Origin of the sequence: Peristeroidobacter soli (assembly GCF_004138485.1) — a bacterium.
In the GTDB taxonomy this organism is placed as follows: Bacteria; Pseudomonadota; Gammaproteobacteria; order Steroidobacterales; family Steroidobacteraceae; genus Steroidobacter; species Steroidobacter soli.
The window spans coordinates 75,295-97,918 of record NZ_RYEV01000007.1; the positions used below are offsets into that span (position 1 = coordinate 75,295).

The window sequence follows — 22,624 nt, forward strand, 5'->3', positions numbered from 1 at the left end:
CCGCAAACTCGTCCTTTTAAACTGACGAGGGTCCCCGATGAACACACGGCGTCTGGCGATACTGACCATCGCCGCTCAGCTCAGCATGGTGCTGACCGGCTGTGGCAAACAGGAGGGCTCGGCCGCCGGCCGCATGGGCCCGGACACGCCGGTGATTCGCATCGACGGCTCGAGCACGGTGTTTCCGATCGCCGAAGCGGTTGCCGAAGAGTTTCAGGCCGGGCAGCGGGGCGCGGTGCGCGTGACCGTCGGCCTGTCCGGCACCGGCGGCGGCTTCAAGAAACTGTGCCGCGGCGACATCGATATTTCCAATGCGTCGCGCCCCATTCTCACCGAGGAGATGGAGATGTGCCGGAAAGCCGGCATCAACTTCATCGAGCTGCCGGTCGCGTTCGATGCCATTACCGTGGTCGTCAATCCGAAGAACGATTGGGTGAAGTCGCTCACCATTGCCGATCTGAAAAAGATGTGGGAGCCGGGCGCGCAAGGTCAGGTCATGCGCTGGAATCAGGTGCGTCCGGAATGGCCCGATGCGCCGCTGATGCTGTTCGGCCCCGGCGCCGATTCGGGCACGTTCGATTACTTCACCGAAGCAGTGAGCGGCAAGGCGAAGTCCAGCCGCGGCGATTACACCGCGAGCGAAGACGACAACGTGCTGGTGCAAGGCGTGGAGAACAACAAGAACGCGCTCGGTTACTTCGGCTTCGCTTATTACGTAGGCCACAAGGAGCGCATGCGCGCCGTGCCCATCGAGAGGGACGATGGCTCGCAGGTTCTGCCGAGCAACGCGGCCGTTGTCGACGGTACGTATCAACCGCTGTCGCGCCCGCTGTTCATTTATGTGAGCGACAAGTCGGCGCAGCGTCCCGAAGTGCGCCAGCTGATCGAGTACTACCTGACCGAAGGGCCGTCGCTGGCCGCCGATGTCGGGTTTGTCGCGCTGCCCGAGCAGGCCGCGAAAACGGCGCTTCAGCACTTCACGGATAACCGTCTCGGCACGGTGTTCGGCGGCGTGCCGGAAGTCGGTGTCACGATCGACGAGCTGCTCAAGCGCGACGCCAAGCTCTAATCTGCTTGCTCCCCTTCAGGCGCCCCGGCAAGGAGGCCGGGCGCCCAGTGAGCGGCGTCGGCCGCATCGGCCGACGCCGCCACCCACAGGACACACAGCAGGATCGTGATCATCATGGTGATGAAGATCAGGCCGCCGTCACTGATGCGTCGGCGATTGCCACGGTCGCGCATGACTCTCCTCTCGCTCAGCCAATGACTCGTCGTCCGTCGAGGCAGGGATAAAATAGATCGCTGCAGCATGACTGCGCAAACGAGGAAGGCGGGCAAGCATGAATGCCCGTGCTGGGGCTTGCTAAAACTCATTGGATGGGCTGCGTTGCGCCTCCAATCGCCTGCAGCAAGGCGCAAAGCGCAGCCCTTATGTCGATAAGGGCAAGCTTTGCAACGCCGCTGCTGGCGATTCGAGGCGCAACCCATTTAATGTATAAAATATCCTTGGATGGGACGAGCTATGGCGGTTCAGGACGTCGTTGCTCCTCCCTTATGTACAGAGAGTACACGGCGGTCGTCCCGCCTAGCCCTGAACCGCCATAGCTCGTCGCAGCCCATCCAATGAGTTTTAGCAAGCCCCTGTCCGCAAGGCAGACCAAAACAAATATTCAGCGAAGGAATCCGCTATGTCAGAACCGAGCACCGCTTCGGATAACGCCGGTCGCGCCACGTTCAACGAAGTCCTGTGGCGTGAATTACAAGCATTGCGCCCGGAGTACTGCGCGTCGAAGTCGTTCGAACCGGCAAAATTCGATCCGGCGCGGCCCGACGATGCGGGCACCGATGCGCAATACCAGGACAACCTGCGCGAATTGTTTCAGATGATCGGCACGGTCGATGCCGATACCGACGCCAGCAAGACTCAGCCGCCGTTATCGGCGCTGTGCCTGTCCGGTGGCGGCATTCGCAGCGCGACCTTCAATCTCGGGGTCCTGCAATCCCTGGCCAGGAACAAGTTGCTGCCGGAATTCGATTATCTCTCCAGCGTGTCCGGTGGCGGTTATATCGCCAGCTGGCTGCAGGCCTGGATTCATCGGCAACAACAGGACGCCGGCACGGCCAGGGAAGTCTTCCAGGACCTGGGCGGCAAGCCGGAACAGCCGGTGAATCCGCTCGCGCCCGAGCCGAAGCCTGTCGATCATTTGCGCGCGTTCAGCAACTACCTCACGCCGCGCCTCGGTCTTTTCTCCGCCGACACATGGACCGCCGCGGCCATCTTCGTGCGCAACCTGCTGCTGAACTGGCTGGTGATCGTTCCGCTGCTGGCGGCGCTCGTCGTGATTCCTCAGGGCGTGTATCTGCTGGTCCAGAGCACGGTCAGCCCCGGTCTTGGCAAAACGCTGCTGTACGCCTCGTTGATCGTGGAATTGTTGGCGAGCTTTTCGATCTACTACCACCGGCGGTTCGTGCGCGATCCCGCTACGCCGTCGTCGCGATACTCGTTACTGTGCGTGTTGCCGGTGATTGCAGCGGCAGCGCTGCTCTCATTCACCGGGCTCGGGTTTGCCAACGATCCGGCCGTCATTCTCGACGCCCCGTTCTGGTCGGCGGACAACCGCCCCATCCTGATCTTCTCCGTGCTCTGGTGCACGCTCATCCCGCTGGTCGGCTGGATGGTCGTCGAGATGTTGTATCGACTGCGTCATGACATTCCGGCCGAGTGCGTGCACACCGGCAAATTCGAGTTCGCCGCGTTGTTGCTGTCCGGCCTGGCGATTTCATTTCTGCTGGCACTAGTGATCCGCGGGCTCCTGCTCCCGCTCTACAACCATCCCGGCCTGTATGTGATGCTGGCTTTGCCGGCGCTGCTCGGCTTGTACCTGCTGGCGCGAACCTTGTTCGTCGGTCTGGCGAGCTTGAGTGAAACATTCGTCACGGGTGCCCAGGCGGCGCTGGTCAACGACGGCGATCGTGAATGGTGGGCCCGGCTGTCGGGCTGGATTCTCGCCATCGCGCTCGGCTGGATCGCCATCACCACCCTGTGTCTGTTCGGCCAGTATCTGTTCGACAAGATCTCCAACGCCGCGAAGCCGCTCGTTGCCGCGGCTGGCGGTATCTCCGGCATCGCCGCCGCGATGCTCGGCAGCCGCGACAAGACCGCGACCACCACCACCGATGAACCCTCGATCATGCAGCGAGTGGGTCTGGCGCTGGCCGCACCGATCTTCGTGGTCTGCGTCGTGCTGGTGATGTCGTGGGCAACGGCGACGCTCGGTGGCTGGATCGTGACCAACGCGAACGTCGCCGCCGAACGGATCTTCACCGATCCGATGTTGCGTCAGCCGAACTTGCGCCACACCGGCTTCCAATGGTTCTGGGCGCTGCCGTCGATTTTTCTGGGCGCGGCGTTGCTCATGGGCCTGATCGTCAACATCAACCGTTTCTCGTTGCACGGCTTCTATCGCAACCGACTGGTGCGCGCGTACCTGGGCGCGTCACACACCAATCGCAAGCCCGATCCGTTCACCGGTTTCGACGCCTCCGACAACCTGCGCATGCACAAGCTGCGCCCCACCAAGGGCGGACAGCGCTTGTTGCCACTGATCAATGTCACATTGAACATCCTTCGCGACGGCAAACTCGCGTGGCAGGAGCGCAAGGCCGAATCGTTCTCGATCACGCCTTACTTCTGCGGCAACTTCCACGAAGGCTATCGCGCCTCGGAAGTCTATGGCGGACAGGGCGGCATCTCGCTCGGCACGGCGGTGACGATCTCGGGTGCCGCCGCCAATCCTCACATGGGCTATTGCTCCTCGCCCGCGCTCGCTTTCGTAATGTCTCTATTCAACGTTCGTCTTGGCGCATGGTTGGGCAACACCAACGCGCAGGGCGACAAGGCCTATCACCTGCCAGGCCCGCGCCAGGCATTGTCGCCGATGCTGGGCGAGCTGTTCGGCTACACCACGCCGGACTTCAAGTACGTGAACCTGTCCGATGGCGGCCATTTCGACAACCTCGGCCTGTATGAAGTGGTGCTGCGTCGCTGCCGCTACATCATGGTCAGCGACGCCGGCTGCGATCCGGACTCGAAGCTCGGCGACCTGGGCAACGCGATTCGCAAGATCCGTATCGACTTCGGCATTCCCATCAAGTTCGAGAAAGAGATCGAGATCTATCCCAACAGCTCGGCCAAACAGGGCCTGTACTGCGCGGTCGCTCGCATCGATTACGATGCCGTCGACAAGGGCACACCGCCCGGCCGCCTGCTGTACATCAAGCCCACGTTGCGCGCGCGGGGCGAGCATCCGGTACCGTATGACGTGTACAGTTACTCCAGGACCGTCGACTCGTTCCCGCATGAGCCCACCAGCGACCAGTGGTTCAGCGAATCGCAATTCGAGAGCTACCGGGCACTGGGCTTCCATTCGCTGGAGCAGATCCTGCGCGGCTCGGCGCCTCAGGACTTCGGCGATTTCTTCGCGCGCGTCGCGAGCTACATGAGCCCGACCCGGAAGCGGCGGGCATTCAAGGAACGCGAGGCACTGCCCTCGTCACGCACGTTACTGGATGACGAATGAGATCGATGTCATGCCCTCACGGCGCGACATTCTCCGGTTGGTTGGAGTGGCAGGGTTGTCCCTGTCGAAGGTGAATGATTCCGTGGCAGCGTCAATTTTTAATCCGGTGCGAGTGCGAACCATCACCGCGGGCGTGGAGCTCACGTCGGCGTTGGAGCTGGATCGAGTAGCAGCGGCAGTCGCGTTTGTCACACGCGCGAAGCATTCCTTCGAGGCGAAGGGCTACCAGGTCCAGACGGTGCGAGTGGCGGTGAATCCCGTCATCGCATCGCTCGCGCCGGCGGCACGAGACAAGACACTGGACCAGTTGCGCCGGATCGATGAGCTGGTCGCTTCGCAGGGCGCGATCTTCAACATCGGGCCCATCGCTACCGAGGATCGCTCCGACAACAGCCTGGTGGAATGGGCCATCTCGTTGGTGAAATCGACCCAGGCCATCAGCTTTTCCACGGCGATCGCCACCCCGGACGGTGGCGTGTTGCCGAAAGCCGCCGCGACCTCGGCGAAAATCATGGTCGCGCTGGCCAATGCTCTACCCGACGGACTCGCGAACTTTCGTTTCGCGGCGGCGGCAAACATTCCGGCCGGCACACCTTTCTTTCCAGTGGCGTGGCATCAGGGGCCGGAGTCATTCGCGATTGGAATGGAAACGGCGTCTGTCGTCGAGCGCGCGTTTGCATCGATGCGCGCCGGCGACGATGCCACTGAGAAACTCCGAAGCGCGCTGAATGAAGTGCTCACGCCCGTGGAGAAGCTGGCGAATGAGATCGCCGGGAGCGAGCGCCGTCAGTACCTGGGCATCGACACGTCACCTGCGCCCATCAAGGATCGGAGCATCGCCGCCGCCATCGAAGCGTTCACTCGCACACCGTTCGGCAGCGCCGGCACACTCGAAGCCTGCTCCATCATCACTGCCGCCTTGAAGTCGGTGTCCGTGCGTACGTGCGGCTACTCGGGCCTGATGCTGCCCGTTCTCGAAGATCCTTTGCTCGCCCAGCGCGCCGGTGAGAATCGCTACGGCATTCGCGACGTGCTGCTGTACTCGAGCGTCTGTGGCACCGGTCTGGACGTCATTCCAATCCCCGGCAACACCCCGGTCGTCAGCATCAGCGGCCTGCTTCGCGACGTTGCATCGCTTGCTACTCGCCTGCGCAAGCCGCTCTCCGCCCGGCTCTTCCTGGTGCCAGGAAAGAAAGCCGGCGACATGGCGCGCTTCGACGATCCGGTGCTGACCGACTCGGTGGTCATGAAGCTGGACTGAGGCACGGCACTCCCATACTCGTTTCACCGGCAGGCGCGCGCCGTTGGCCGGCAGTCCATGGCGCGCCGGCACGTGCCCCCTCTACAGTTATGCCACTGACACAGAGGCGGACTACCATCCCCGGTCACCATGTGACATTGGAGGGTCGATGCGGACTTTTTCTGCCAGGCTCGCAACGCTGCTCGTCCTCGCGCCGGCCGCGGTTCTCGGCAACTCGACCGACGAGCAAGTCACCGCCGTCTGGAAAGCGCAGCAGATGAATTTCGAGTACCGCGGCTACGCCACGATGTACTCGTGTCAGACCCTGCAGGATAAATTGGAGATCATCCTGCGCACGGTCGGCGCCCGGGAGAACGTGCGCCTGCAGAGTTATATCTGCAGCGAGCAGCTTGGCATCGCCCGCTTCCAGATAGCGATGCAGTCGCCGGTGATCGCCTCCGAAGAAAACGTCCGCGAGCTCACCAGTCATGATTCCAAGGACGAGTTGGTCGCCCGTGTGAACGGTGAGCAGCTGCCGGCCCCGGCGGATCTGGAGCGATTCCCAGCGGTGTGGAAAGAGGTGTCGTTCGCCCGCAATCGGGACATGCGACTGGAACGCGGCGATTGCGAGCTGGTTCAACAGTTGCGTCAGCAGATCCTGCCGCGCATGTCGGTGCGGATCGTGAACGACAAGACCAGCAGTTGCTCGTCGGCCTTCGGCAATGTCGGATCGCCTCGCTTGACGGTGTCGGCATTGGTCCCGGTGAAGGAACCGCTGAGCCGCTAGCTCTCGATCATGTCGCGAATGCGCTCTGCCAATGTTTCCAGCGCGAACGGCTTGGTGATCATTTGCATGCCGGGCGCGAGCAGATCGTTACTCACGGCGGCGTTGTGCGCATAGCCGGTGATGAACAGGACTTTCAACTCAGGCCGATGCGCGCAGGCCGCGTCGGCCAGCTGACGCCCGTTGAATCCCGGCAGACCGACGTCCGAGATCAACAGATCGATACGCACATCGGACAATAGAATCGCCAGCCCGCTCGGACCGTCGACTGCTTGCAGCGAGCGATAGCCCAGCTCGGCGAGCAGATCCACGACCAGATCGCGCACCACCTGTTCATCTTCCACGACCAGCACGACTTCATCGCGAGCGGCGGGCAGCAATACGACCGGCGCGGCCTCCGGCTCCTGCAACGACTCATGTTCGCCGTGATAGCGCGGCAGATACAGTTTGACCGTCGTGCCCTTGCCCACGTCCGACTGGATCTTCGCGTAGCCGCCGGACTGCCGGGTGAATCCATAGATCATCGACAAGCCGAGCCCGGTGCCCTGGCCGATGGGCTTGGTCGTAAAGAATGGATCGAACGCGCGGCTCATCACTTCCGGCGACATGCCCACGCCGTTGTCACATACCGAGATGGCGATGTAGTCGCCCGGCATCACATCCCGCAGCTTCGCTTCGTGCGGATCCGCGAGCTGTTCGTTGGATGTTTCGATGATGAGCTTGCCGCCTTGGGGCATGGCGTCCCGGGCGTTGATGGTCAGATTCAGCAACGCGCTTTCCAGCTGATTCTGGTCACAGTGCGTGAGCCACAGCGTGCTTTGCTCGACGAACTCCAGGGCAATGGCTTCGCCGAGCGTCCGGCGCAACAGCTCTTCCATGCCGAGAATCAGCCGGTTCACGTGCACGGGGCGCGGATCGAGCGCCTGGCGTCGAGAGAATGCGAGCAGACGATGCGTCAGCGCGGCCGCTCGATTCGCCGCGGTCATCGCCGCCGATACATAGGCATTCACATCGATCTGCTGACCGCGCGCGAGCTTTCTTTGCATCATGTCGAGCGAGCCGATGATGCCGGTCAGCAGATTGTTGAAATCGTGCGCGATGCCGCCGGTGAGCTGGCCGACGGCTTCCATCTTCTGGGATTGACGCAACGACTCCTCGGCTTCGGACAGTCGTTTCTGATCGCGCAAGCGCTCGGACACGTCCTGCGCATACTGGAACGCGCCGATCACCTGTCCCGATGGATCGCGCAACGAGGTGTAGGTGATCTCATAGTGACGATCGAAATCGCCTTCGCTCGGCGCGGTCGGCTCGATCAACGTGAACTCTTCGCCAGCCAACGCGCGACTCCAGCGACTGCCCGACATCGCGAGCTGCTCCCGCTGTACCTTCATCAACTCCAGCAGGCTGTCGCCGACTTTCGGCCGCACCCCGATGCGATGCTCGAAACGATCGGCATAGGCTTTGTTCATCGCCAGATATCGATAGTCATTGCCGACCGCCGCGACCAGCGCAGTCACCGAATCCAGCAACTCGCCCCACAGCTTGCGCTGGGCGATGGCATGTTCGACGCGGTGCTCGAGCGTGGCGTTGAGCTGTCGTAGTGCATTCTCGGCCCGCGCCCTTTCGACTGCTTCCCACGTCCGCTCGGCAGTCTCGCGAGCCAATGCAACCTCGTCGTCGGTCCAGCGACGCGGCTGCGCCTGATGCACAAAGAACGCACCGCTGAGCCGCCCGCCTTTGATCAGCGGCACGGTGATACCGGAGCGTGCTCCGATGGCACCCTCCATTTCCACGCCAGTCACATCTTTGATCGACGGATCGCCCGAGCCATCATCCAGCCGCACGATGCGACCGGCCTGCAGCTCTCGAACCAGAGCCATGCCGAGGTCGGTGAGCCGATGCGGCCCGGCGAGACTCGGCATGCCCGGCACGGTCCAATCGCCTATCACGATGGCGCTCTTGCCCGACTCTTCGATCTCGCCGTAACCGACGCGCCCGGCACCGAGCTGTCGGCCGACCATTTCCGCCGCGGTCAGCATGATTTCCGAGGCGTCGCTCAAGCTGCGCAGCTTGTCGCTCAACGCCAGCTGGAATGCGAGCTGCCGTTCGGCTCGCACCTTCTTGGTGGTCTCCATGCACAGGACCATGACGCCGCCGACACTGGTGGGCATGCTGGCGTCGTCGATGGGACTGAAGCTATAGGTCCAATAGATCTGTTCGCGCTGACCGAAGCGCGGGATCATGACGAGGTGATCTTCGGCCCAGGTCGCGCCCGCGCCCGACATCACACGCTCGATCTGCGGTCCCATCACAGACCACGTTTCCGACCACACCTCCCGCAGTGGCGCACCAAGCATGGCCGGATGCCGTTCCGGCCCGAGCGAGCTGCGGTAGGCGTCGTTGTAAAAGCAAAGGAGCTCCGGTCCCCAGAAAATACAAGCCGGATGATGGGTGGTGAGCAGGATTCTGAGCGCGGTCCGCAACGACTGCGGCCATCGCTCGGGTGGCCCGAGCGGCGTATCGCGCCATGCGAAGGCGCGAATGAGCCCGCCCATCTCGCCGCCGCCACTCAGAAAGTCGGCAGATCCATCCACTCGATTGAAGGTCGACAGGCTCACGCGCCAGAGCCTGCCGCCTTCCTACACGGCGGTCAACGCGCAATGAACGCGATTTTCCGCTACTGCAGCGCCTGATAAACCAGATTGCGCAACAACGATCTGTAGTGAGTGCGCAGCTGAATGTCCGATGCTTGAAGCATCATGACCGCAATCAGTTTTTCCTGAGGATCGACCCAGAAATAGGGCCCGGTTGCGCCGCCCCAGTAGTAGTCGCCCACCGAGCCGGGCACCATGCTCCGCCCTGCTTCCTTGCGTACGCCGAGGCCGAGCCCGTAGCCCTGCCCGTATTGAGGCAAGGGCGCGGTCAGTCCCAATTCCAAAGTGAATGCACCGTAGCCCACGTCCGGCGGCAGGTGATCGCTGGTCATGAGCTCGACACTCTTTCGTGACAGCAATCTGACTCCGTCCAGCTCGCCCCCATTCAACAACATCTGACCAAAGCGAGCGTAGTCTTCCGCTGTGGACAACAAGCCGCCGCCACCGGAGAACCATTTCGGCGGTTTCGCCGGGTTGTATCCAATGATGAGCGGCGGCGCGCCGGGCGCGGACTGTGCCTGTGCGAGTCGAGCCGTCTGCTCGTCGTCCAGCAGAAACGCGGTGTCTCGCATGCCGAGCGGCCTGGCGATGCGCTCGACGATGTATCGATTCAGATCCAGGCCACTGCGCACTTCCACGATCCGGCCGACCACGTCGTTGGACATGCTGTACTCGAACGCGGCGCCGGGCTGGAAGGCCAGGGGCAATTGCGCCAGCTTGTCGATCATTTGAGCGTTGGTTTGTTGGTCGTCCATCGTGCCGGCGGCGCGATAGGCCCGCTGCACCAGCGAGTCGCCGAAGATGCCGTAAGTCATGCCCGAGGTATGACGCATCAGATCCTGGACCGTGATCTCACGGCGCGCCGGCTCGAGCACCAGGCGTCGCTCAGCGCCGTCCTTGACCTCGACGCCGACCTGCAGGTTCTTGAGCTGCGGCAGATAGACAGACGCCGGGTCCATCAACTGCAGCTTGCCTTCTTCCGCCAGCATCAAGGCCGCGACGATGGTGATCGGCTTGGTCATGGAAGCGATCCGGAAGATCGAATCGGGGCGCATGGCGCTGCCCGCCGCCCGATCCTGGAACCCGAAGCTTTGGGAATAAGCGACCTTGCCGTTGCGGACGATCATTACCACCGCGCCGGGAATCTTGCCGCTGCCAACGTCGGCGTTGAACGCATCGGTCAGGCGTTGCAAACGTTGCGAAGACAAGCCGACCGCTTCGGGCCTGGCCGCCTTGGGCAAGGCAGCCGCGCCGATGGAGCCGCTGACGAGGGTCAGTGCCGTTGCCAACAAGCCGCCCAGGAGTTTGTTCATGCTTCGTATGCTCAAACGATGCCGGTGGCGTAGTACACGCCGATGACGAAGAACACGGCCAACGTCTTCACGCAGGTGATGGCGAAGATGTCTTTGTACGATTGCCGATGCGTGAGGCCGGTGACCGCGAGCAACGTGATGACCGCGCCGTTGTGAGGCAACGTATCCATGCCGCCGCTGGCCATTGCCGCCACTCGATGCAGCACTTCAGGTGGAATGCCAGCCGCTTGTGCCGCCGACATGAAATGTTCCGACATGGCCGCCAGCGCGATGCTCAGTCCGCCCGACGCCGAGCCGGTCACACCGGCAAGCGTCGTCACGGTGATGGCTTCATTCACCAGCGGATCGGGAATCGACATCAATGCATTCCGAATGATCAGGAATCCCGGCAGCGCCGCGATCACCGCGCCAAAGCCGTATTCGGATGCCGTATTCATCGATGCGAGCAGCGCGCCACCGACGGCGGTCTTCGTGCCTTCAGCGAACTTGGTGACAACGGGACGGAACGCAAACAACAGCACCGTCAGGATGCCCATCAACAACGCGCCCATCACGGCCCAGATCGCGACGACGCTCGCCAGCTGCGTGACCAACGGTTGCGCGAGCCCGGCGAGATGAGTCTCGATCGTCGGCTCGTAAAGATGCGGAATGAGCCGCGTGAAAAACAGATTGGCGATGCCCACCACCAGCAGCGGCAGGATCGCGATCAATGGATGCGTGGTACCGCCACCCGTGACGGCCTCGGGCTCATTGCTGTGACCCGTGCCGTATCCCTCGCCATCGCGCAACGCCTGACGACGACGCCACTCCAGATATAACAGGCCGCAGACCAGAATGAACACGCCGCCGATCGTGCCCAGCAGCGGCGCGGCCCACGTGGTCGTGCCGAAGAACGTGGTCGGAATGATGTTCTGGATCTGCGGCGTGCCGGGCAGCGAGTCCATGGTGAACGTGAACGCCCCCAGCGCGATCGTGCCCGGGATCAGCCGTTTCGGAATGTCCCCGCGACGAAACATCTCGGCCGCGAACGGATAGACCGCGAACACCACGACGAACAGCGACACGCCTCCATAAGTCAGCAGCGCGCAGACCAGGACGATGGAAAGGATCGCACGCTCCTGCCCGACCAGCCGGATCACGGCCGCGGCGATGGCTTGCGAGAACCCCGACAGCTCGATCAACTTGCCGAACACCGCACCGAGCAGGAACACCGGGAAGTACAGCTTCAGGAAGCCGACCATCCGCTCCATGAACAGGCCGGTGAACACCGAAGGCACGGCGGCGGGATCGGTCAGGAACACCGCCAGCAGAGCCGCCAGTGGCGCGAACAGAATGACGCTGTAACCGCGATACGCGGCCAGCATCAGCAATACCAACGCAAGCAGGACGATGGCGAAAGTCATGGCGCCCCTCACGGCGCAATCGCTGTCGCGTCTCGCCGCCCCCTGTCATGACCATTGCTGGCCGGATCGGAATTAATTCATCAGATGATGATTTTCGGCCAGCTTGCCCTGGCGGGGCGGGGCGTGTCAACCGATTCGGGGGATCAGTACACTGGCCGGATGGATAACATCACCCACACCATTATCGGCACGCTGGTTGGTGAGGTTGCCGCGCGAGTCGCGCCCGGCCGGCGGAGCACGCTGCCGGCGACCACACGTCGCAACCTGTGCGTCACGCTGGCCGCGGTCGGCAGCAATCTGCCCGATGCCGATCTGTCGTATTCGTTCTTCGGCGGCAAGCTGAGTTACCTGCTGCATCATCGCGGCCACACGCACACGGTTTTGATAGCACTGCTGCTCGGCCTCGCGGCCCTCGCGGTCACACGCCGGTGGCTGCGACGGCGCGGTCTGCAAGCTTCATCGCCGGACTACGCGCTGCTGACCGCGATTCTGTTGTTCACTCCCTTGCTTCACATCGCAATGGACTTCAGCAACAACTACGGCGTGCATCCATTCTGGCCGGTGGACAATCGCTGGTTCTACGGCGACTCGGTGTTCATCATCGAGCCGCTGTTCTGGGCCGCCTGCGCGCCGCTCGCTTTCATATTCAAGAGTCACGTCGCGCGATTCCTGGTGCTGCTGCTGATGGTCGCCGCCATCGCGCTGTGCTTCTTCAGCGGCATGGTGCCGCGAGCGCTGGCGGTCGTTTATGCATTGCTGGTCGTGGCGATGCTCTTGATCGGGCAACGGTCGCCGGCCCGCATTGCGCTCGCCGCCGGCGTCACAGTGTGGCTGGGGTCGACCGCGATGTTTGTCATCACGGCGAACATGGCGAGGTCGCGAGTCGATGCCCTCGCCGCTCAACAGTTTCCAGACGGCACGCTGCTCGATCGCATCGTCACGCCCATGCCTGTCAATCCGGCCTGCTGGGAAGTGATGATGTTACAAAAGGAAGCGGGCAACGCCATCGTGCGACGAGCGATGCTGACGATGACTCCGGCGTGGCTGACGGCCGAGCGGTGTCTCAGCCGCAGCCTCGATCTCGAGATCACCGCGCCGCTCGTGCCCGTTCCCAAGGACAGCACGGCGCGGTTGAAATGGTATGGGCAGATCAGCACGCCCATCGTGCGACTCGTCGATCTCGCGCGCACTCACTGTGACGCGGCCGCCGCGTTCCGCTTCATCCGCATGCCCTGGCTCGCGACCACCCAGGACGGGCTGGTGCTCGGCGACCTGCGCTATGACCGCGAACCGGAGTTGGGTTTCGCGGAGATCGTCATCGCCGATCAACCCAACTGTCCGCGATTCGTGCCGAACTGGGTCGAGCCGAGGCGCGACCTGTTGGGCTACTGACGCTTGGCCGTGAACGTGCCTTCACCGAACTGACCGAACACCGCCTTGCCGGTGATGGTGTCGCCGGCCACCGTGCCGGTGTAGTCGAGCTTCAGATCGGTACCCTGGATATTGATGGTGAAGTCGAACGCCACCGCCTCACCGTTGACTTTACCCGTGTAGTCGACGCTGCCGGCCTGACCGGTAATCGTGCCGGCCAGCGCTGAACCGGTCTGGCGCACGGTCATGCGCGCGTCCTGTGCCCCCATCTGGCTCTCCGTGGTCAGCAACCAATTGCCGCTGAGATCCGCGGCCTTCAGCGCCGGCGCGGGTGATTGGTTCGGAGTGCTGGCGCAGGCCCCCAGTACAGTGGCGACGGCTGCAACCATCCATGCTCGTGTCTTATTCATTGCTTTGCTCCCTTCGGTTCGAGCCTGGAGCATAGCCGACGGCATGCGCCGACGAATGTCATTCGGTAACAACCCGGTCAAGAATCGGGCAAAGTTTTGTCAGTTCGATCCGACATGTGTGCCTAACAGAAAAGTCAGCATACTGTCAGAAGAAGTTGGATAAGCTTCGGCCGTCTCAAGCCCAGCCCTCCATTGCATAGCCAGGTGTCATCCATGAATCGAGTGCTTCGTTCCGCCGTGTTCGCGACCCTGCTGGCCCCCGCCCTCGCGCTGGTGGCGGCCCAGGCCTCCGAGCCGGCCAACGTCAAAGAGCTGCAGAAGGCCCGTCACGATCACTATCACGAGCTCGGCGACTCCTTCAAAGTGATCCGCGATCAGATCAAGACCGACAAACCGGACCTGGCCGCCATCAAGACCGCCGCGAAAGTGGTGAACGATGCCTCGGTCAATCAGGAGAAGTGGTTCCCGGCGGGCTCCGGTCCGGAAGCCGGCAAGACCCAGGCCAAGGCCGAGATCTGGAGCAAGCCGGCCGAGTTCAAGACCGCGATGAAGAATTTCGCCGACGCCGCGCCGAAGCTGCAGACCGCCGCCAACAGCGGTGACGTCGCGGCCATCAAGGGCGCGTTCGCCGACACCGGCAAGACCTGCAAGGGTTGCCACGAGACGTTCCGCGCCGAAGAGCACTGATCGATTCGTTGACTGATCCTCGGCACGCCCGGGCAAGCGACAGCTGCCCGGGCGTGTTTGTTTGTACCGCCAGCTCCGAGCCGGCGCGACCGGACCTCATGATCGTTCGCGAATGGCGAGGTCGAGCACCTCGCACCAGAGCTCACGAGTATCCGAGGCCGTCGCCACGCTGAGCGACTACGATCAGACAGTGCAGCACTACGAAGTGCTGGAAGATGTGATGCCCGAATAGGCGTGCTCCATCGCCGATGCCAGCTCCTCACGCCCTCTCTCCTCCAACGCGCTCACCGTGCCCTCGAAATCTCGCGGCTCCCGATTCTGACTGAGCTTTCGCTTACCCTCGACGCGTGTAAGCTCGACTTCAATCCCAACGATGTGACTCAACTGCTCCGCGATGTAATCCTCGGGCGCATCGGTCATCTTCCAAGGCCGCGGCTCACCCGCCTCATGAGCACGGGTCAACCGCGCCACCACGCCTCGAACGAACTTCTCGTCGTCACGCACGTGAATGCGCCCATGCGCATGCACGACCTCATAATTCCAGGTCGGCACGTGGCGATGTGTTTCCTGTTTGGTCGGATACCAGTTGGGCGAGATGTAACCCTGCGCTCCCCGGAATACCACCAACACTTCGGCCCCATCATCGACCTCGCGCCAGATCGGATTGGCGCGGGCCACGTGCGCCAGCAGCGTGCCGAAAGCCCCTCGCCCCTCATCCAGAAGGAACGGCAGATGATTGGCTTCGAGGCCGCTGGGCGTGTGCGTGACCAGCATGCCCAGCGGATGCTCGCGCATCAGGCGAAACAGTTCCGCTGGCCTGGATTCGGCAAATTTCTCTGGCAGATACATAGACCGTTTACCTGAACCCCAACTCTCCCAACGCCCGATCCAACCGCGCGCGCATCGGCTCGGACTTCATGGGAAACGATTGAAAGAAAACTTCGCGCGTGAGTCCATCATTGCGCTGACGCACGTTATCCGCCCAGAAGGCAGCGCGGGTGGTGTCGCCGGTGAGCGTATGAGCGGCGGCGGCGATGACGCGAATCAGCACATGCGCGCCGGGCGAGCGAGCGCCGCGTTCGGCCCAGTGAGCGGCCTGGTCATCTTCATTCGCGGCCAGGTGAGTGAGCGCGCGCGTTGCGAGCATGGCGTAATGCAGTGGGTCGAGCGGGCTCAGGCGCATGGCCAGATCGACGTGCTCGCGACCATCGAGGGCCTTCCCCGACAGCGCCTCCGTCCAGGCGCGAGCGTAGATGCCTTGCGCATAGTGAGGACTGATATCGGTCGCGCGTTCCAGCCAGCTCAAGCTGCTGTCGAGATCGCCTTCCAGCCAATAAGTCCGGCCCATGGTGAAGTTGACGAAGGGATCGAACGGATCGAGCTCCAGGCCGCGCTCGGCGAAACGGCGAGCCTGAGCGATCGCGCCCGGAATATCGTCCGTGTAGTGCATGAATGCACTTTGGAAATGAACGAATGACAGCCCGGCGTTCGCGCGAGCGAACGTGGCATCCAATCCCACGGCGCGCTGGAACAGATTCATCGCGGCGCCGTTGTCGACGCGATTGAATCGATACAAGTGCTGCAGGCCCAGATGATACGCCGACCACGCATCGAGATTCTCAACGGCGGCGAGCCGTGCGAGCGACGCTTCGTGGAATGGAATGCGGATCTCGAGCGCCATGAGCACCTGGGAGCGAATCTGCTCACGCATCGCGTGCACATCGTCGATCCGGCCGGAGAAGCGATCGGCCCAGACAACCGAACCGTCGCTGGTATCCACCAACTCGACCAGCACAACCAGCCGATCCGCGGCGACCTCGACCGTGCCTGACAGGCAATACCGCACGCCAAGCAACCGCCCGATATCACCAAAATCCGCCTCCGGCGCACGCAGGCGGAAAGAAGATCCGCGAGCAGTGACGAGCAGCCAGCGCAATCGGGCCAGATCGGTGATCAGCTCATCCGGCAGAGCGCTGGCCAACGCGGCGTACCGCTCATCGCCGGCGACGTAACGAAACGGCAGCACCGCGAGCGAGGGCCGGGACATTCGGTCGAGGCGGTGAACCATATCTGCCAGACCGGGATCTGGCTCACACGATTCAATGGCTGGCAGCGGCGCCGACACCGCAGCGCGCGCGGCCCGCGCCTTGGCCACGAAACGATAGCCGTGACCATGCAGAGTTTTGATGTATTTCTGTGACTTGCCGTCGTCGCCGAGCGCCTGGCGAGCGGTCTTCACCCGGCTCGCGACCGCCGCCTCCGAGATCACGCGACCGTCCCAGATCTTTTCGATGATTTCATCCTTGGAAACCGCCCGTTCGCCGTTTTCCACCAGCAGCGCCAGCAGAGCGAACACCTGCGGTTCGAGGCCCACGACCGCGCCGTGCGCCCGCAGCTCGACGGTCGCCAGATCCAGCTCGAACTGATCGAAGGTGTAGAGCATGGCGCGACAAGGATACGGCACCCCCTGGATTTACAACAATCTCCAGGATTTCTGCATGCCGTCTGCAAGCTTCGCCGGCTTCGGCGTGACACGATTTCCTCACTGGCCCCGGAATCGTCCGCCCAGACCAACGTCAGGAGATGAACATGCCGCTCGTTACCATCGATGTGATCAAAGACGTTTTCACACCTTCGCAGAAGAAGGACCTGATCGCCAAAGTCACCGAAGCGATGATCGCCGTGGAAGGCGAGAACATGCGCCCCGTCACGTGGGTTCGTATCAACGAGTTCGAGGGGGGCGATTGGGCCATCGGCGGCAAGGCATTGAGGGCCGCCGATGTTCACGCACTGGCGGCAGGCAAGGCCGCCTAGACCGTCGACATTTCAATGAGGCTCGAAGACAAATCGCAACGTGTCGGTCACCGCGCGGGCCGGCACGGTCATGTGGCCTTCTTCCTCATACCTCCGGAAGCGCGTCCGTAGACCGTAGCCGGAGAGTTGTTCCATACGGTGCGCAAAGGACTCCGCACCGTATGGATCGTCGTCGACATCGCGGCCGCCAACGACTACCAACAGACGACTCGTCTTGCCAACCTTTCCGCTCGTGAGCCGCTCGGCGAAGGCGCGCTCCTCAGCAAGCACGCCCTGTTCATTCCATTCCAACGACGGGCTCGCCGCGACGATCGACTCGAACGCCTGCGGCCGCGAATACAGCGTGTGAAGCGCGAGCAGCCCACCGAGTGAATGACCGAACAGGGACTGCCTGTTCAGATCGATTTTGTAGCGCTTGCCGATTTCCGTGCGCAATCTGCCGGTGAGGAAATCGAGGAACATATCCCACCCGCCACTCTTGTATTTCGCCAGACCCCGCCACCGCGCCGGCGGCGGGTCCAGCATCGGCATGGTGTAATCGTTGAGACGCCGCAGGTCATACGCCTGGTCAGTCGGATAACCGACGCCGACGACGATGGACTTGCCGAGCTCAAACCGTTCCTGAATCCGCCGCGCCTCCGCAAAGCCGGCGAAGGATGCGTTGCCGTCCAACACATACAACACGGGATAGCCATCGGCCGGCGGTTCGGCCGCGGGATAGGAAACGAAAATGCGATAGACCTCGCCGCCCTCCGATGTCATATCCCACATGTGTGTCGATGGCATCGTGTAAGCAGGCGCAGCCGCTGTCGATGTTTGCTCGGCCTGGACCGATAACGCCGCCAATACAATCGCCACCATCGATACAACCCGCGCCAACAAGCTCGGATGAATCATTGCCTTCGCCCTGCGTCCGCCTGATACACGATGGAACCGCGTCGCGCCGGTCGGCGCCACGGCGACGGCGGGTAGCGAAGGGAATATTTCGGGTAAGCGAGCTGGGAACGTCGGACCGACGGCCGCGTTACCGTTGATGGCTGCCCGGTGCCATCAGCGAAACAGCCGCGGCGCGAGGTCATGCAGACTCCGCCGCCAGGTCTGCCACTCATGAGCCGTGCCCTCGGATTCGAAGTACACCAGCTGCACGCCGGCCGACTTCAACGCCTTGACCGCACCGCCGATGCTGGTACGAAACATGTCCGGTTCGGCAGTGCCGACCCCCAACCAGAGCAGCCGGACACGTTTATTGAAGGCGGCGGGATCCGAAAACATGCCGCCGTAAGCCGTCTTCGTATCGAACGGCCCGTCCATCGTGATCTCGGAAAAACGGCTCAAGTTGGCGTTACGAATGATCGGACCGCTGAGCGTGGCGAGGTAAGCGAACTTATCGAGGTGATGAGAGGCGATGAACAACGTCTGCATGCCACCCATCGACAGCCCCGCCATGGCTCGATGCTCGCGATCGGCGACGCTGCGATAGGACGCGTCGATGGTCGGAATCAGATCGTCGATGACGAGCTTCTCGAAGGCGCTGAAGGCCGCCTGGACGTTTTCCTGCCGGATATCCGGCGTCTCGGGAGTCGCGTAGCCGCGCTCCATTACTACGATCATCGGCCGCGCTTTGCCGGCGGCGATCAAATTGTCGAGGATGAATTGCGCACGGCCTTGCCTCGTCCAGCCAGTTTCGTTCTCGCCCGCGCCGTGTTGTAAGTACAGGACGGGGTAGCGGGCCTGCGGATTCCTGTCGTATTCGGCGGGCGTGTAGACGAATGCTCGGCGCCACGCGCCCGTCGATTTGGACAAATAGGTTTTCTCTCGCACCTCGCCGTGTGGGACGTCCTTGATAGCGTAGTAATCGGCCCCTTGCTCGGGCACTTCCAGACCGCCGGTCGGTTTGCCATAGCCAAAGAATGTTTCGCTGCTCGGATCGTTGACCCGGAGACCGTCGACGACGAACCAGTAGTAATGAAATCCCGGCACCGCGGGCGGCGTCGTCACGCCCCACACACCGGTGGCATCTTTAGTCATCTGGAACGGGCCGCTGCCCAGCCCATCGCCACCCTCGACCGCCACGCTGCGCGCCTCGGGCGCCTGCAGCGAGAAGCTGATTCGTTTGTCGGGATGAACGGTGGGCGCCGCCCATGTCACCGTTACGAGCATGAATTGCGCAAGCAAAAGCACAGCTGCGCCAATAGATAACTGTTTCATGGCGAAGGATCGCTTGGCTTTCCTGGGGCAACGATCATAGCCTATATCGTCACGAGCCAGCCCGGCGCCAGGATCGCCAGACCATGATCTTCACACGCGACGCCATCGAGAGTGCCCAACGAACCGTGTACGCGGCCATGCCGCCGACGCCTCAGTACAACTGGCCGCTGCTGACGCAGACGGTGGGCTTCGAGGTGTGGGTCAAACATGAGAACCACACGCCGCTGGGTGCATTCAAAGTGCGTGGCGGGTTGACCTACGCGGATTGGTTACGCAGAACCCACCCCGACGTACGGCACCTGATCAGCGCCACTCGAGGTAACCACGGACAGTCCATTGGTTTCGCGGCTCGACGGCACGGCTTGAAAGCCACCGTCGTTGTCCCGCACGGGAACTCCGTCGAGAAGAATGCAGCGATGCGCGCGTTGGATGTCGAGCTCGTGGAGTATGGTGAAGACTTTCAAGCGGCATCGGAACACGCTGCAGTTCTGGCGAAACGCGACGGCCTGCACCGTGTGCCCTCGTATCATCCCGAGCTCGTGCGCGGTGTCGCCACTGCCTACGTGGAATTTTTCGAAGCCTTGCACGCATCGCCACCCGAGGTTTTGTATGTACCGATCGGGTTGGGATCGGGCATCACCGCCGCCGCCGTGGCCCGGGCTCACTGTGGCGTGAAGACACGTTTGATTGGTGTCGTGTCGACGTTGGCGCTGGCCTATCAGAAGTCGTTTCAGAGCGGTGTCGCGATCGACGCTCCCGCCACTACAGCCATCGCCGATGGCATGGCCTGTCGGTCCGCCGTGCCCGAGGCGCTCGAAGTCATTCGGCGGGAAGTCGACGATGTGATCGCCGTCAGCGACGAAGAGGTCGAGAGCGCGATGCGCCTCATCTACACGTCAACCCACAATGTTGCCGAGGGCGCCGGCGCGGCGGCTCTGGCCGCGGCCATTCAGCAGAGAGATCGGTTGAATGGAAAACGAGTGGGGGTCGTGGTGTCGGGTGGAAATGTCGACGCGAATGTCTTCGCCCGCGTGCTACGAAACGAGCGGTGACACGTCATGCATCGAGCGCCCTCAGCATTCTGCCGATTGCGAAATGACGATAGCTGAATAGCACCAGCGAGCGGATCTCGCGCCAGTTCGCGTCCTTCGTGACATCGACTGCGATCCAGCCGTTATGCCCGAGATAAGCGGGAATGCTGAAGCTGTCGTCGCGAATCAGCAGCGCTTGCTGATCGACACCGACCCAGAACGCGAGCTGCAGCTTGCGATCCGCTCGATAGCAGTACGCCTGCGCAAACACTTTCTTGCCCGCGCGCCACACCGGGTTGCCAAATTGTTTGTCTTCAGTCGTCTCGGGCAGTGAGAAACAGATGGCACGCAGTTCCTTCAGCACCGCCAACGCGCGCTTGGACTGCATCGGGTCGACGTCTTCCGGTTTCAGCGTCGCGGCGGGCGGCGTGATCTCGATGGTTGCGCCGAGCGACTTCGTCAGCGCTGCCGGCGCGACTTTCGTATACGCCTCGCGCACCAGCCTTGCGACCGTCTTCCAGGAAATGCCCTTGTCCAGATTGACCCCCAGCCAGCCGCGGGGGCCCACATAGGGCGGCACGAAGAAATGCTTCGACTCCTGCTTCACATAGTGAGCCTGCGCACCTTCAGGCGCGTTCAGCCACAACGCGATCCGGCCGTCGCCGTGATGATTGATGACATAGCTCGCGAAGGTCTTGCCCTTCACCCGGAAATCGGGCGAGCCGTGCGAAAGCACTTCTTCGGTCTCGGGAAACCACAGGCAAATCTCGCGGACCGCCTGGTTGATATCTTTTTTCTTGGCCATGGAGCGAGCCGTTCTCCGGCGTGATGAGAATATACCGCAGCCGGGGGCTTGCAGGAAGGCCCGCGGCGTGACGCAGTATCGCCGGCCTTGCCGTCAGGAGGCCGTGACATGCGCATACTTTTGAGCACATTCGGATCGCGTGGAGACGTTCAACCTTTACTCGCACTTGCCGTCGCATTACGCACCCTCGGTGCCGATGCCCGCGTATGTGCGCCTCCGGATGAGGAGTTTGTAAGACTTTTCGCTGACGCCGGCGTGCCGCTGTTGCCTGCCTTCAGATCGGTGCGCGATTGGATCAAGGAGATGTTGCCGAAGCGCGCGACGATATCCCTGCCTGAGGTCGCTGCAAAAGTGATGGCGGCTCAGTACGGAGCGATCGACGCAGCCGCTCAGGGATGCGATCTGATCGTAGCGACCGGCCTTTTCTCCTCCGTGTCCGCCGCGCGGTCTGTTGCTGAGAAGCTGGGCATACGTTACGTGCACGCCGCCTATTGCCCGTTGTTTCTTCCGTCGCCGTATCAGCGGCCGTTTGAGTATCCAACTCATCCCCTGCCGCGTGACGTAACAGACAATCAAGTGCTGTGGGATAGAGACGTGCAGGTGATGAACGAACTGTTCGGCGGCGGGCTCAACGCCCTGCGCGCTTCGGTCGGTTTGCCGGGGGTCGACAACGTTCGCGATTACTGTCACGGCGATCGGGTATTGCTCGCTGCCGATCCCGTGCTCGCGCCGTGGCGCCGGCCCGCGACGCTCGATGTCGTGCAGACTGGCGCGTGGATCTTGCCGGACGCACGGCCGCTTCCTTCTGATCTGCTGGCATTCCTCGAAGCCGGTGCGCCGCCCGTGTATGTGGGGCTTGGGAGCCTTCCCGCGCCGAAGGACTTTGCTCGCATGGCCATCGATGTCGTACGAACTCAAGGTCGTCGCGTGCTGTTGTCGCGTGGCTGGGCGGAACTCGCGTTGGTCGATGACAGTGAAGATTGCTTCATCCTCGGTGAGATCAACCAACAGGCTTTGTTTCCTCATGTAGCCGCTGTGATTCACCACGGCGGCGCCGGCACCACGACCGCCGCCGCCCGGGCCGGCGCGCCTCAAGTGATCGTGCCGCAGATCGGCGATCAACCGTTCTGGGGCGGCAGAGTGTGGGATCTGGGAATCGGCTCGGCCCATGATGGGCCGACGCCCACTGCGACCTCACTCTCCGCCGCTCTCGCGGCTGCATTGAGTGATGGCACTAGGGTGCGAGCGACTGCGGTCGCGGATACGATCATCAGTGACGGAGCGATGCGCGCGGCGCGATGGCTGCTTGAATCAAAATAGTTAG

Annotated in this window: 19 protein-coding genes; 9 read left to right on the forward strand and 10 right to left on the reverse strand. The window is 62.5% G+C overall.

What is annotated here, in order from left to right; all coding sequences use genetic code 11:
- Window positions 1–37: 37 nt before the first annotated feature.
- Window positions 38–1,069, forward strand: coding sequence for a PstS family phosphate ABC transporter substrate-binding protein (locus EKO19_RS29760; protein WP_129781057.1), 1,032 nt, complete (start codon window positions 38–40; stop codon window positions 1,067–1,069).
- Here EKO19_RS29760 and EKO19_RS38460 read toward each other — a convergent pair.
- Window positions 1,066–1,242 carry a hypothetical protein gene (locus EKO19_RS38460; RefSeq protein ID WP_157995499.1) on the reverse strand — a complete coding sequence of 59 codons (177 nt, stop codon included), beginning with the start codon at window positions 1,240–1,242 and terminating at the stop codon, window positions 1,066–1,068. The genes EKO19_RS29760 and EKO19_RS38460 overlap by 4 nt on opposite strands.
- A gap of 446 nt (window positions 1,243–1,688) precedes the next feature.
- Here EKO19_RS38460 and EKO19_RS29765 point away from each other — a divergent pair, with 446 nt between their 5' ends.
- From EKO19_RS29765 to EKO19_RS29775, 3 genes are all read left to right on the forward strand, one after another.
- On the forward strand, window positions 1,689–4,580 hold the full coding sequence (locus EKO19_RS29765) for a patatin-like phospholipase family protein (RefSeq protein WP_217705700.1): 2,892 nt from the start codon (window positions 1,689–1,691) through the stop codon (window positions 4,578–4,580).
- Between the two features lie 82 nt (window positions 4,581–4,662).
- On the forward strand, window positions 4,663–5,841 hold the full coding sequence (locus EKO19_RS29770) for a DUF711 family protein (RefSeq protein WP_157995500.1): 1,179 nt from the start codon (window positions 4,663–4,665) through the stop codon (window positions 5,839–5,841).
- Window positions 5,842–5,989: 148 nt separating this feature from the next.
- Entirely contained in the window at window positions 5,990–6,607 is a 618-nt protein-coding gene (locus tag EKO19_RS29775; RefSeq protein WP_129781059.1) for a hypothetical protein, read from the forward strand.
- Here the strand turns inward: EKO19_RS29775 and EKO19_RS29780 are convergent.
- The 3 genes from EKO19_RS29780 to EKO19_RS29790 are packed head-to-tail and all read right to left on the reverse strand — an operon-like array spanning window position 6,604 to window position 11,974.
- Complete coding sequence (locus tag EKO19_RS29780) at window positions 6,604–9,222, reverse strand: GAF domain-containing hybrid sensor histidine kinase/response regulator (protein ID WP_129781060.1); 2,619 nt, start codon at window positions 9,220–9,222, stop codon at window positions 6,604–6,606. The genes EKO19_RS29775 and EKO19_RS29780 overlap by 4 nt on opposite strands.
- Before the next feature lie 59 nt (window positions 9,223–9,281).
- Window positions 9,282–10,571, reverse strand: a complete 1,290-nt coding sequence (locus EKO19_RS29785; protein WP_129781061.1) for a serine hydrolase domain-containing protein — start codon at window positions 10,569–10,571, stop codon at window positions 9,282–9,284.
- Between the two features lie 11 nt (window positions 10,572–10,582).
- On the reverse strand, window positions 10,583–11,974 hold the full coding sequence (locus EKO19_RS29790) for a GntP family permease (protein ID WP_129781062.1): 1,392 nt from the start codon (window positions 11,972–11,974) through the stop codon (window positions 10,583–10,585).
- Between the two features lie 123 nt (window positions 11,975–12,097).
- On the opposite strand from EKO19_RS29790, the gene EKO19_RS29795 reads away from it, so the two are divergent.
- Window positions 12,098–13,366: a metal-dependent hydrolase gene (locus EKO19_RS29795; protein ID WP_157995501.1), complete on the forward strand. Its 1,269-nt coding sequence runs from the start codon at window positions 12,098–12,100 to the stop codon at window positions 13,364–13,366.
- On the opposite strand, the gene EKO19_RS29800 is transcribed toward EKO19_RS29795, so the two are convergent.
- The gene (locus tag EKO19_RS29800) at window positions 13,360–13,755 is read right to left on the reverse strand and encodes a hypothetical protein (RefSeq protein WP_129781064.1); all 396 of its coding nucleotides are present in this window, start codon (window positions 13,753–13,755) and stop codon (window positions 13,360–13,362) included. The two genes, EKO19_RS29795 and EKO19_RS29800, sit on opposite strands and share 7 nt — an antisense overlap.
- Before the next feature lie 213 nt (window positions 13,756–13,968).
- Between EKO19_RS29800 and EKO19_RS29805 the strand changes: the two genes are divergently transcribed.
- A complete protein-coding gene (locus EKO19_RS29805; protein WP_129781065.1) occupies window positions 13,969–14,442 on the forward strand; it encodes a c-type cytochrome in 474 nt (157 codons plus the stop codon).
- A 198-nt stretch (window positions 14,443–14,640) separates the two neighbouring features.
- Here the strand turns inward: EKO19_RS29805 and EKO19_RS29810 are convergent, their stop codons facing one another.
- Both EKO19_RS29810 and EKO19_RS29815 read right to left on the reverse strand, forming a co-directional pair.
- A complete protein-coding gene (locus EKO19_RS29810) occupies window positions 14,641–15,291 on the reverse strand; it encodes an FMN-binding negative transcriptional regulator (RefSeq protein ID WP_129781066.1) in 651 nt (216 codons plus the stop codon).
- A gap of 7 nt (window positions 15,292–15,298) precedes the next feature.
- On the reverse strand, window positions 15,299–16,885 hold the full coding sequence (locus tag EKO19_RS29815; RefSeq protein WP_129781339.1) for a winged helix-turn-helix domain-containing tetratricopeptide repeat protein: 1,587 nt from the start codon (window positions 16,883–16,885) through the stop codon (window positions 15,299–15,301).
- A 146-nt stretch (window positions 16,886–17,031) separates the two neighbouring features.
- Between EKO19_RS29815 and EKO19_RS29820 the strand changes: the two genes are divergently transcribed.
- Window positions 17,032–17,256 carry a tautomerase family protein gene (locus tag EKO19_RS29820; RefSeq protein ID WP_129781067.1) on the forward strand — a complete coding sequence of 75 codons (225 nt, stop codon included), beginning with the start codon at window positions 17,032–17,034 and terminating at the stop codon, window positions 17,254–17,256.
- Window positions 17,257–17,268: 12 nt separating this feature from the next.
- Here the strand turns inward: EKO19_RS29820 and EKO19_RS29825 are convergent, their stop codons facing one another.
- Window positions 17,269–18,153, reverse strand: coding sequence for an alpha/beta hydrolase (locus EKO19_RS29825; RefSeq protein WP_129781068.1), 885 nt, complete (start codon window positions 18,151–18,153; stop codon window positions 17,269–17,271).
- Window positions 18,154–18,306: 153 nt separating this feature from the next.
- On the reverse strand, window positions 18,307–19,464 hold the full coding sequence (locus EKO19_RS29830; protein ID WP_129781069.1) for an alpha/beta hydrolase-fold protein: 1,158 nt from the start codon (window positions 19,462–19,464) through the stop codon (window positions 18,307–18,309).
- 83 nt (window positions 19,465–19,547) lie between these two features.
- Between EKO19_RS29830 and EKO19_RS29835 the strand changes: the two genes are divergently transcribed.
- Window positions 19,548–20,516, forward strand: a complete 969-nt coding sequence (locus EKO19_RS29835; RefSeq protein ID WP_129781070.1) for a threonine dehydratase — start codon at window positions 19,548–19,550, stop codon at window positions 20,514–20,516.
- Window positions 20,517–20,520: 4 nt separating this feature from the next.
- Here the strand turns inward: EKO19_RS29835 and EKO19_RS29840 are convergent, their stop codons facing one another.
- Window positions 20,521–21,300, reverse strand: coding sequence for an MmcQ/YjbR family DNA-binding protein (locus EKO19_RS29840; RefSeq protein WP_129781071.1), 780 nt, complete (start codon window positions 21,298–21,300; stop codon window positions 20,521–20,523).
- A gap of 108 nt (window positions 21,301–21,408) precedes the next feature.
- On the opposite strand from EKO19_RS29840, the gene EKO19_RS29845 reads away from it, so the two are divergent.
- Window positions 21,409–22,620 (forward strand): glycosyltransferase, encoded by a 1,212-nt coding sequence (locus EKO19_RS29845; protein WP_129781072.1) that lies wholly within the window; start codon window positions 21,409–21,411, stop codon window positions 22,618–22,620.
- The last annotated feature ends 4 nt before the right edge of the window (window positions 22,621–22,624 follow it).

Bases quoted from the DNA above. Each gene is read 5' to 3' on its own strand.
- EKO19_RS29760 (WP_129781057.1), top strand. From the start codon at position 38: ATGAACACACGGCGTCTGGCGATACTGACCATCGCCGCTCAGCTCAGC.
- EKO19_RS38460 (WP_157995499.1), bottom strand. From the start codon at position 1,242: ATGCGCGACCGTGGCAATCGCCGACGCATCAGTGACGGCGGCCTGATC.
- EKO19_RS29765 (WP_217705700.1), top strand. From the start codon at position 1,689: ATGTCAGAACCGAGCACCGCTTCGGATAACGCCGGTCGCGCCACGTTC.
- EKO19_RS29775 (WP_129781059.1), top strand. From the start codon at position 5,990: ATGCGGACTTTTTCTGCCAGGCTCGCAACGCTGCTCGTCCTCGCGCCG.
- EKO19_RS29785 (WP_129781061.1), bottom strand. From the start codon at position 10,571: ATGAACAAACTCCTGGGCGGCTTGTTGGCAACGGCACTGACCCTCGTC.
- EKO19_RS29790 (WP_129781062.1), bottom strand. From the start codon at position 11,974: ATGACTTTCGCCATCGTCCTGCTTGCGTTGGTATTGCTGATGCTGGCC.
- EKO19_RS29800 (WP_129781064.1), bottom strand. From the start codon at position 13,755: ATGAATAAGACACGAGCATGGATGGTTGCAGCCGTCGCCACTGTACTG.
- EKO19_RS29805 (WP_129781065.1), top strand. From the start codon at position 13,969: ATGAATCGAGTGCTTCGTTCCGCCGTGTTCGCGACCCTGCTGGCCCCC.
- EKO19_RS29810 (WP_129781066.1), bottom strand. From the start codon at position 15,291: ATGTATCTGCCAGAGAAATTTGCCGAATCCAGGCCAGCGGAACTGTTT.
- EKO19_RS29815 (WP_129781339.1), bottom strand. From the start codon at position 16,885: ATGCTCTACACCTTCGATCAGTTCGAGCTGGATCTGGCGACCGTCGAG.
- EKO19_RS29820 (WP_129781067.1), top strand. From the start codon at position 17,032: ATGCCGCTCGTTACCATCGATGTGATCAAAGACGTTTTCACACCTTCG.
- EKO19_RS29825 (WP_129781068.1), bottom strand. From the start codon at position 18,153: ATGATTCATCCGAGCTTGTTGGCGCGGGTTGTATCGATGGTGGCGATT.
- EKO19_RS29830 (WP_129781069.1), bottom strand. From the start codon at position 19,464: ATGAAACAGTTATCTATTGGCGCAGCTGTGCTTTTGCTTGCGCAATTC.
- EKO19_RS29835 (WP_129781070.1), top strand. From the start codon at position 19,548: ATGATCTTCACACGCGACGCCATCGAGAGTGCCCAACGAACCGTGTAC.
- EKO19_RS29840 (WP_129781071.1), bottom strand. From the start codon at position 21,300: ATGGCCAAGAAAAAAGATATCAACCAGGCGGTCCGCGAGATTTGCCTG.
- EKO19_RS29845 (WP_129781072.1), top strand. From the start codon at position 21,409: ATGCGCATACTTTTGAGCACATTCGGATCGCGTGGAGACGTTCAACCT.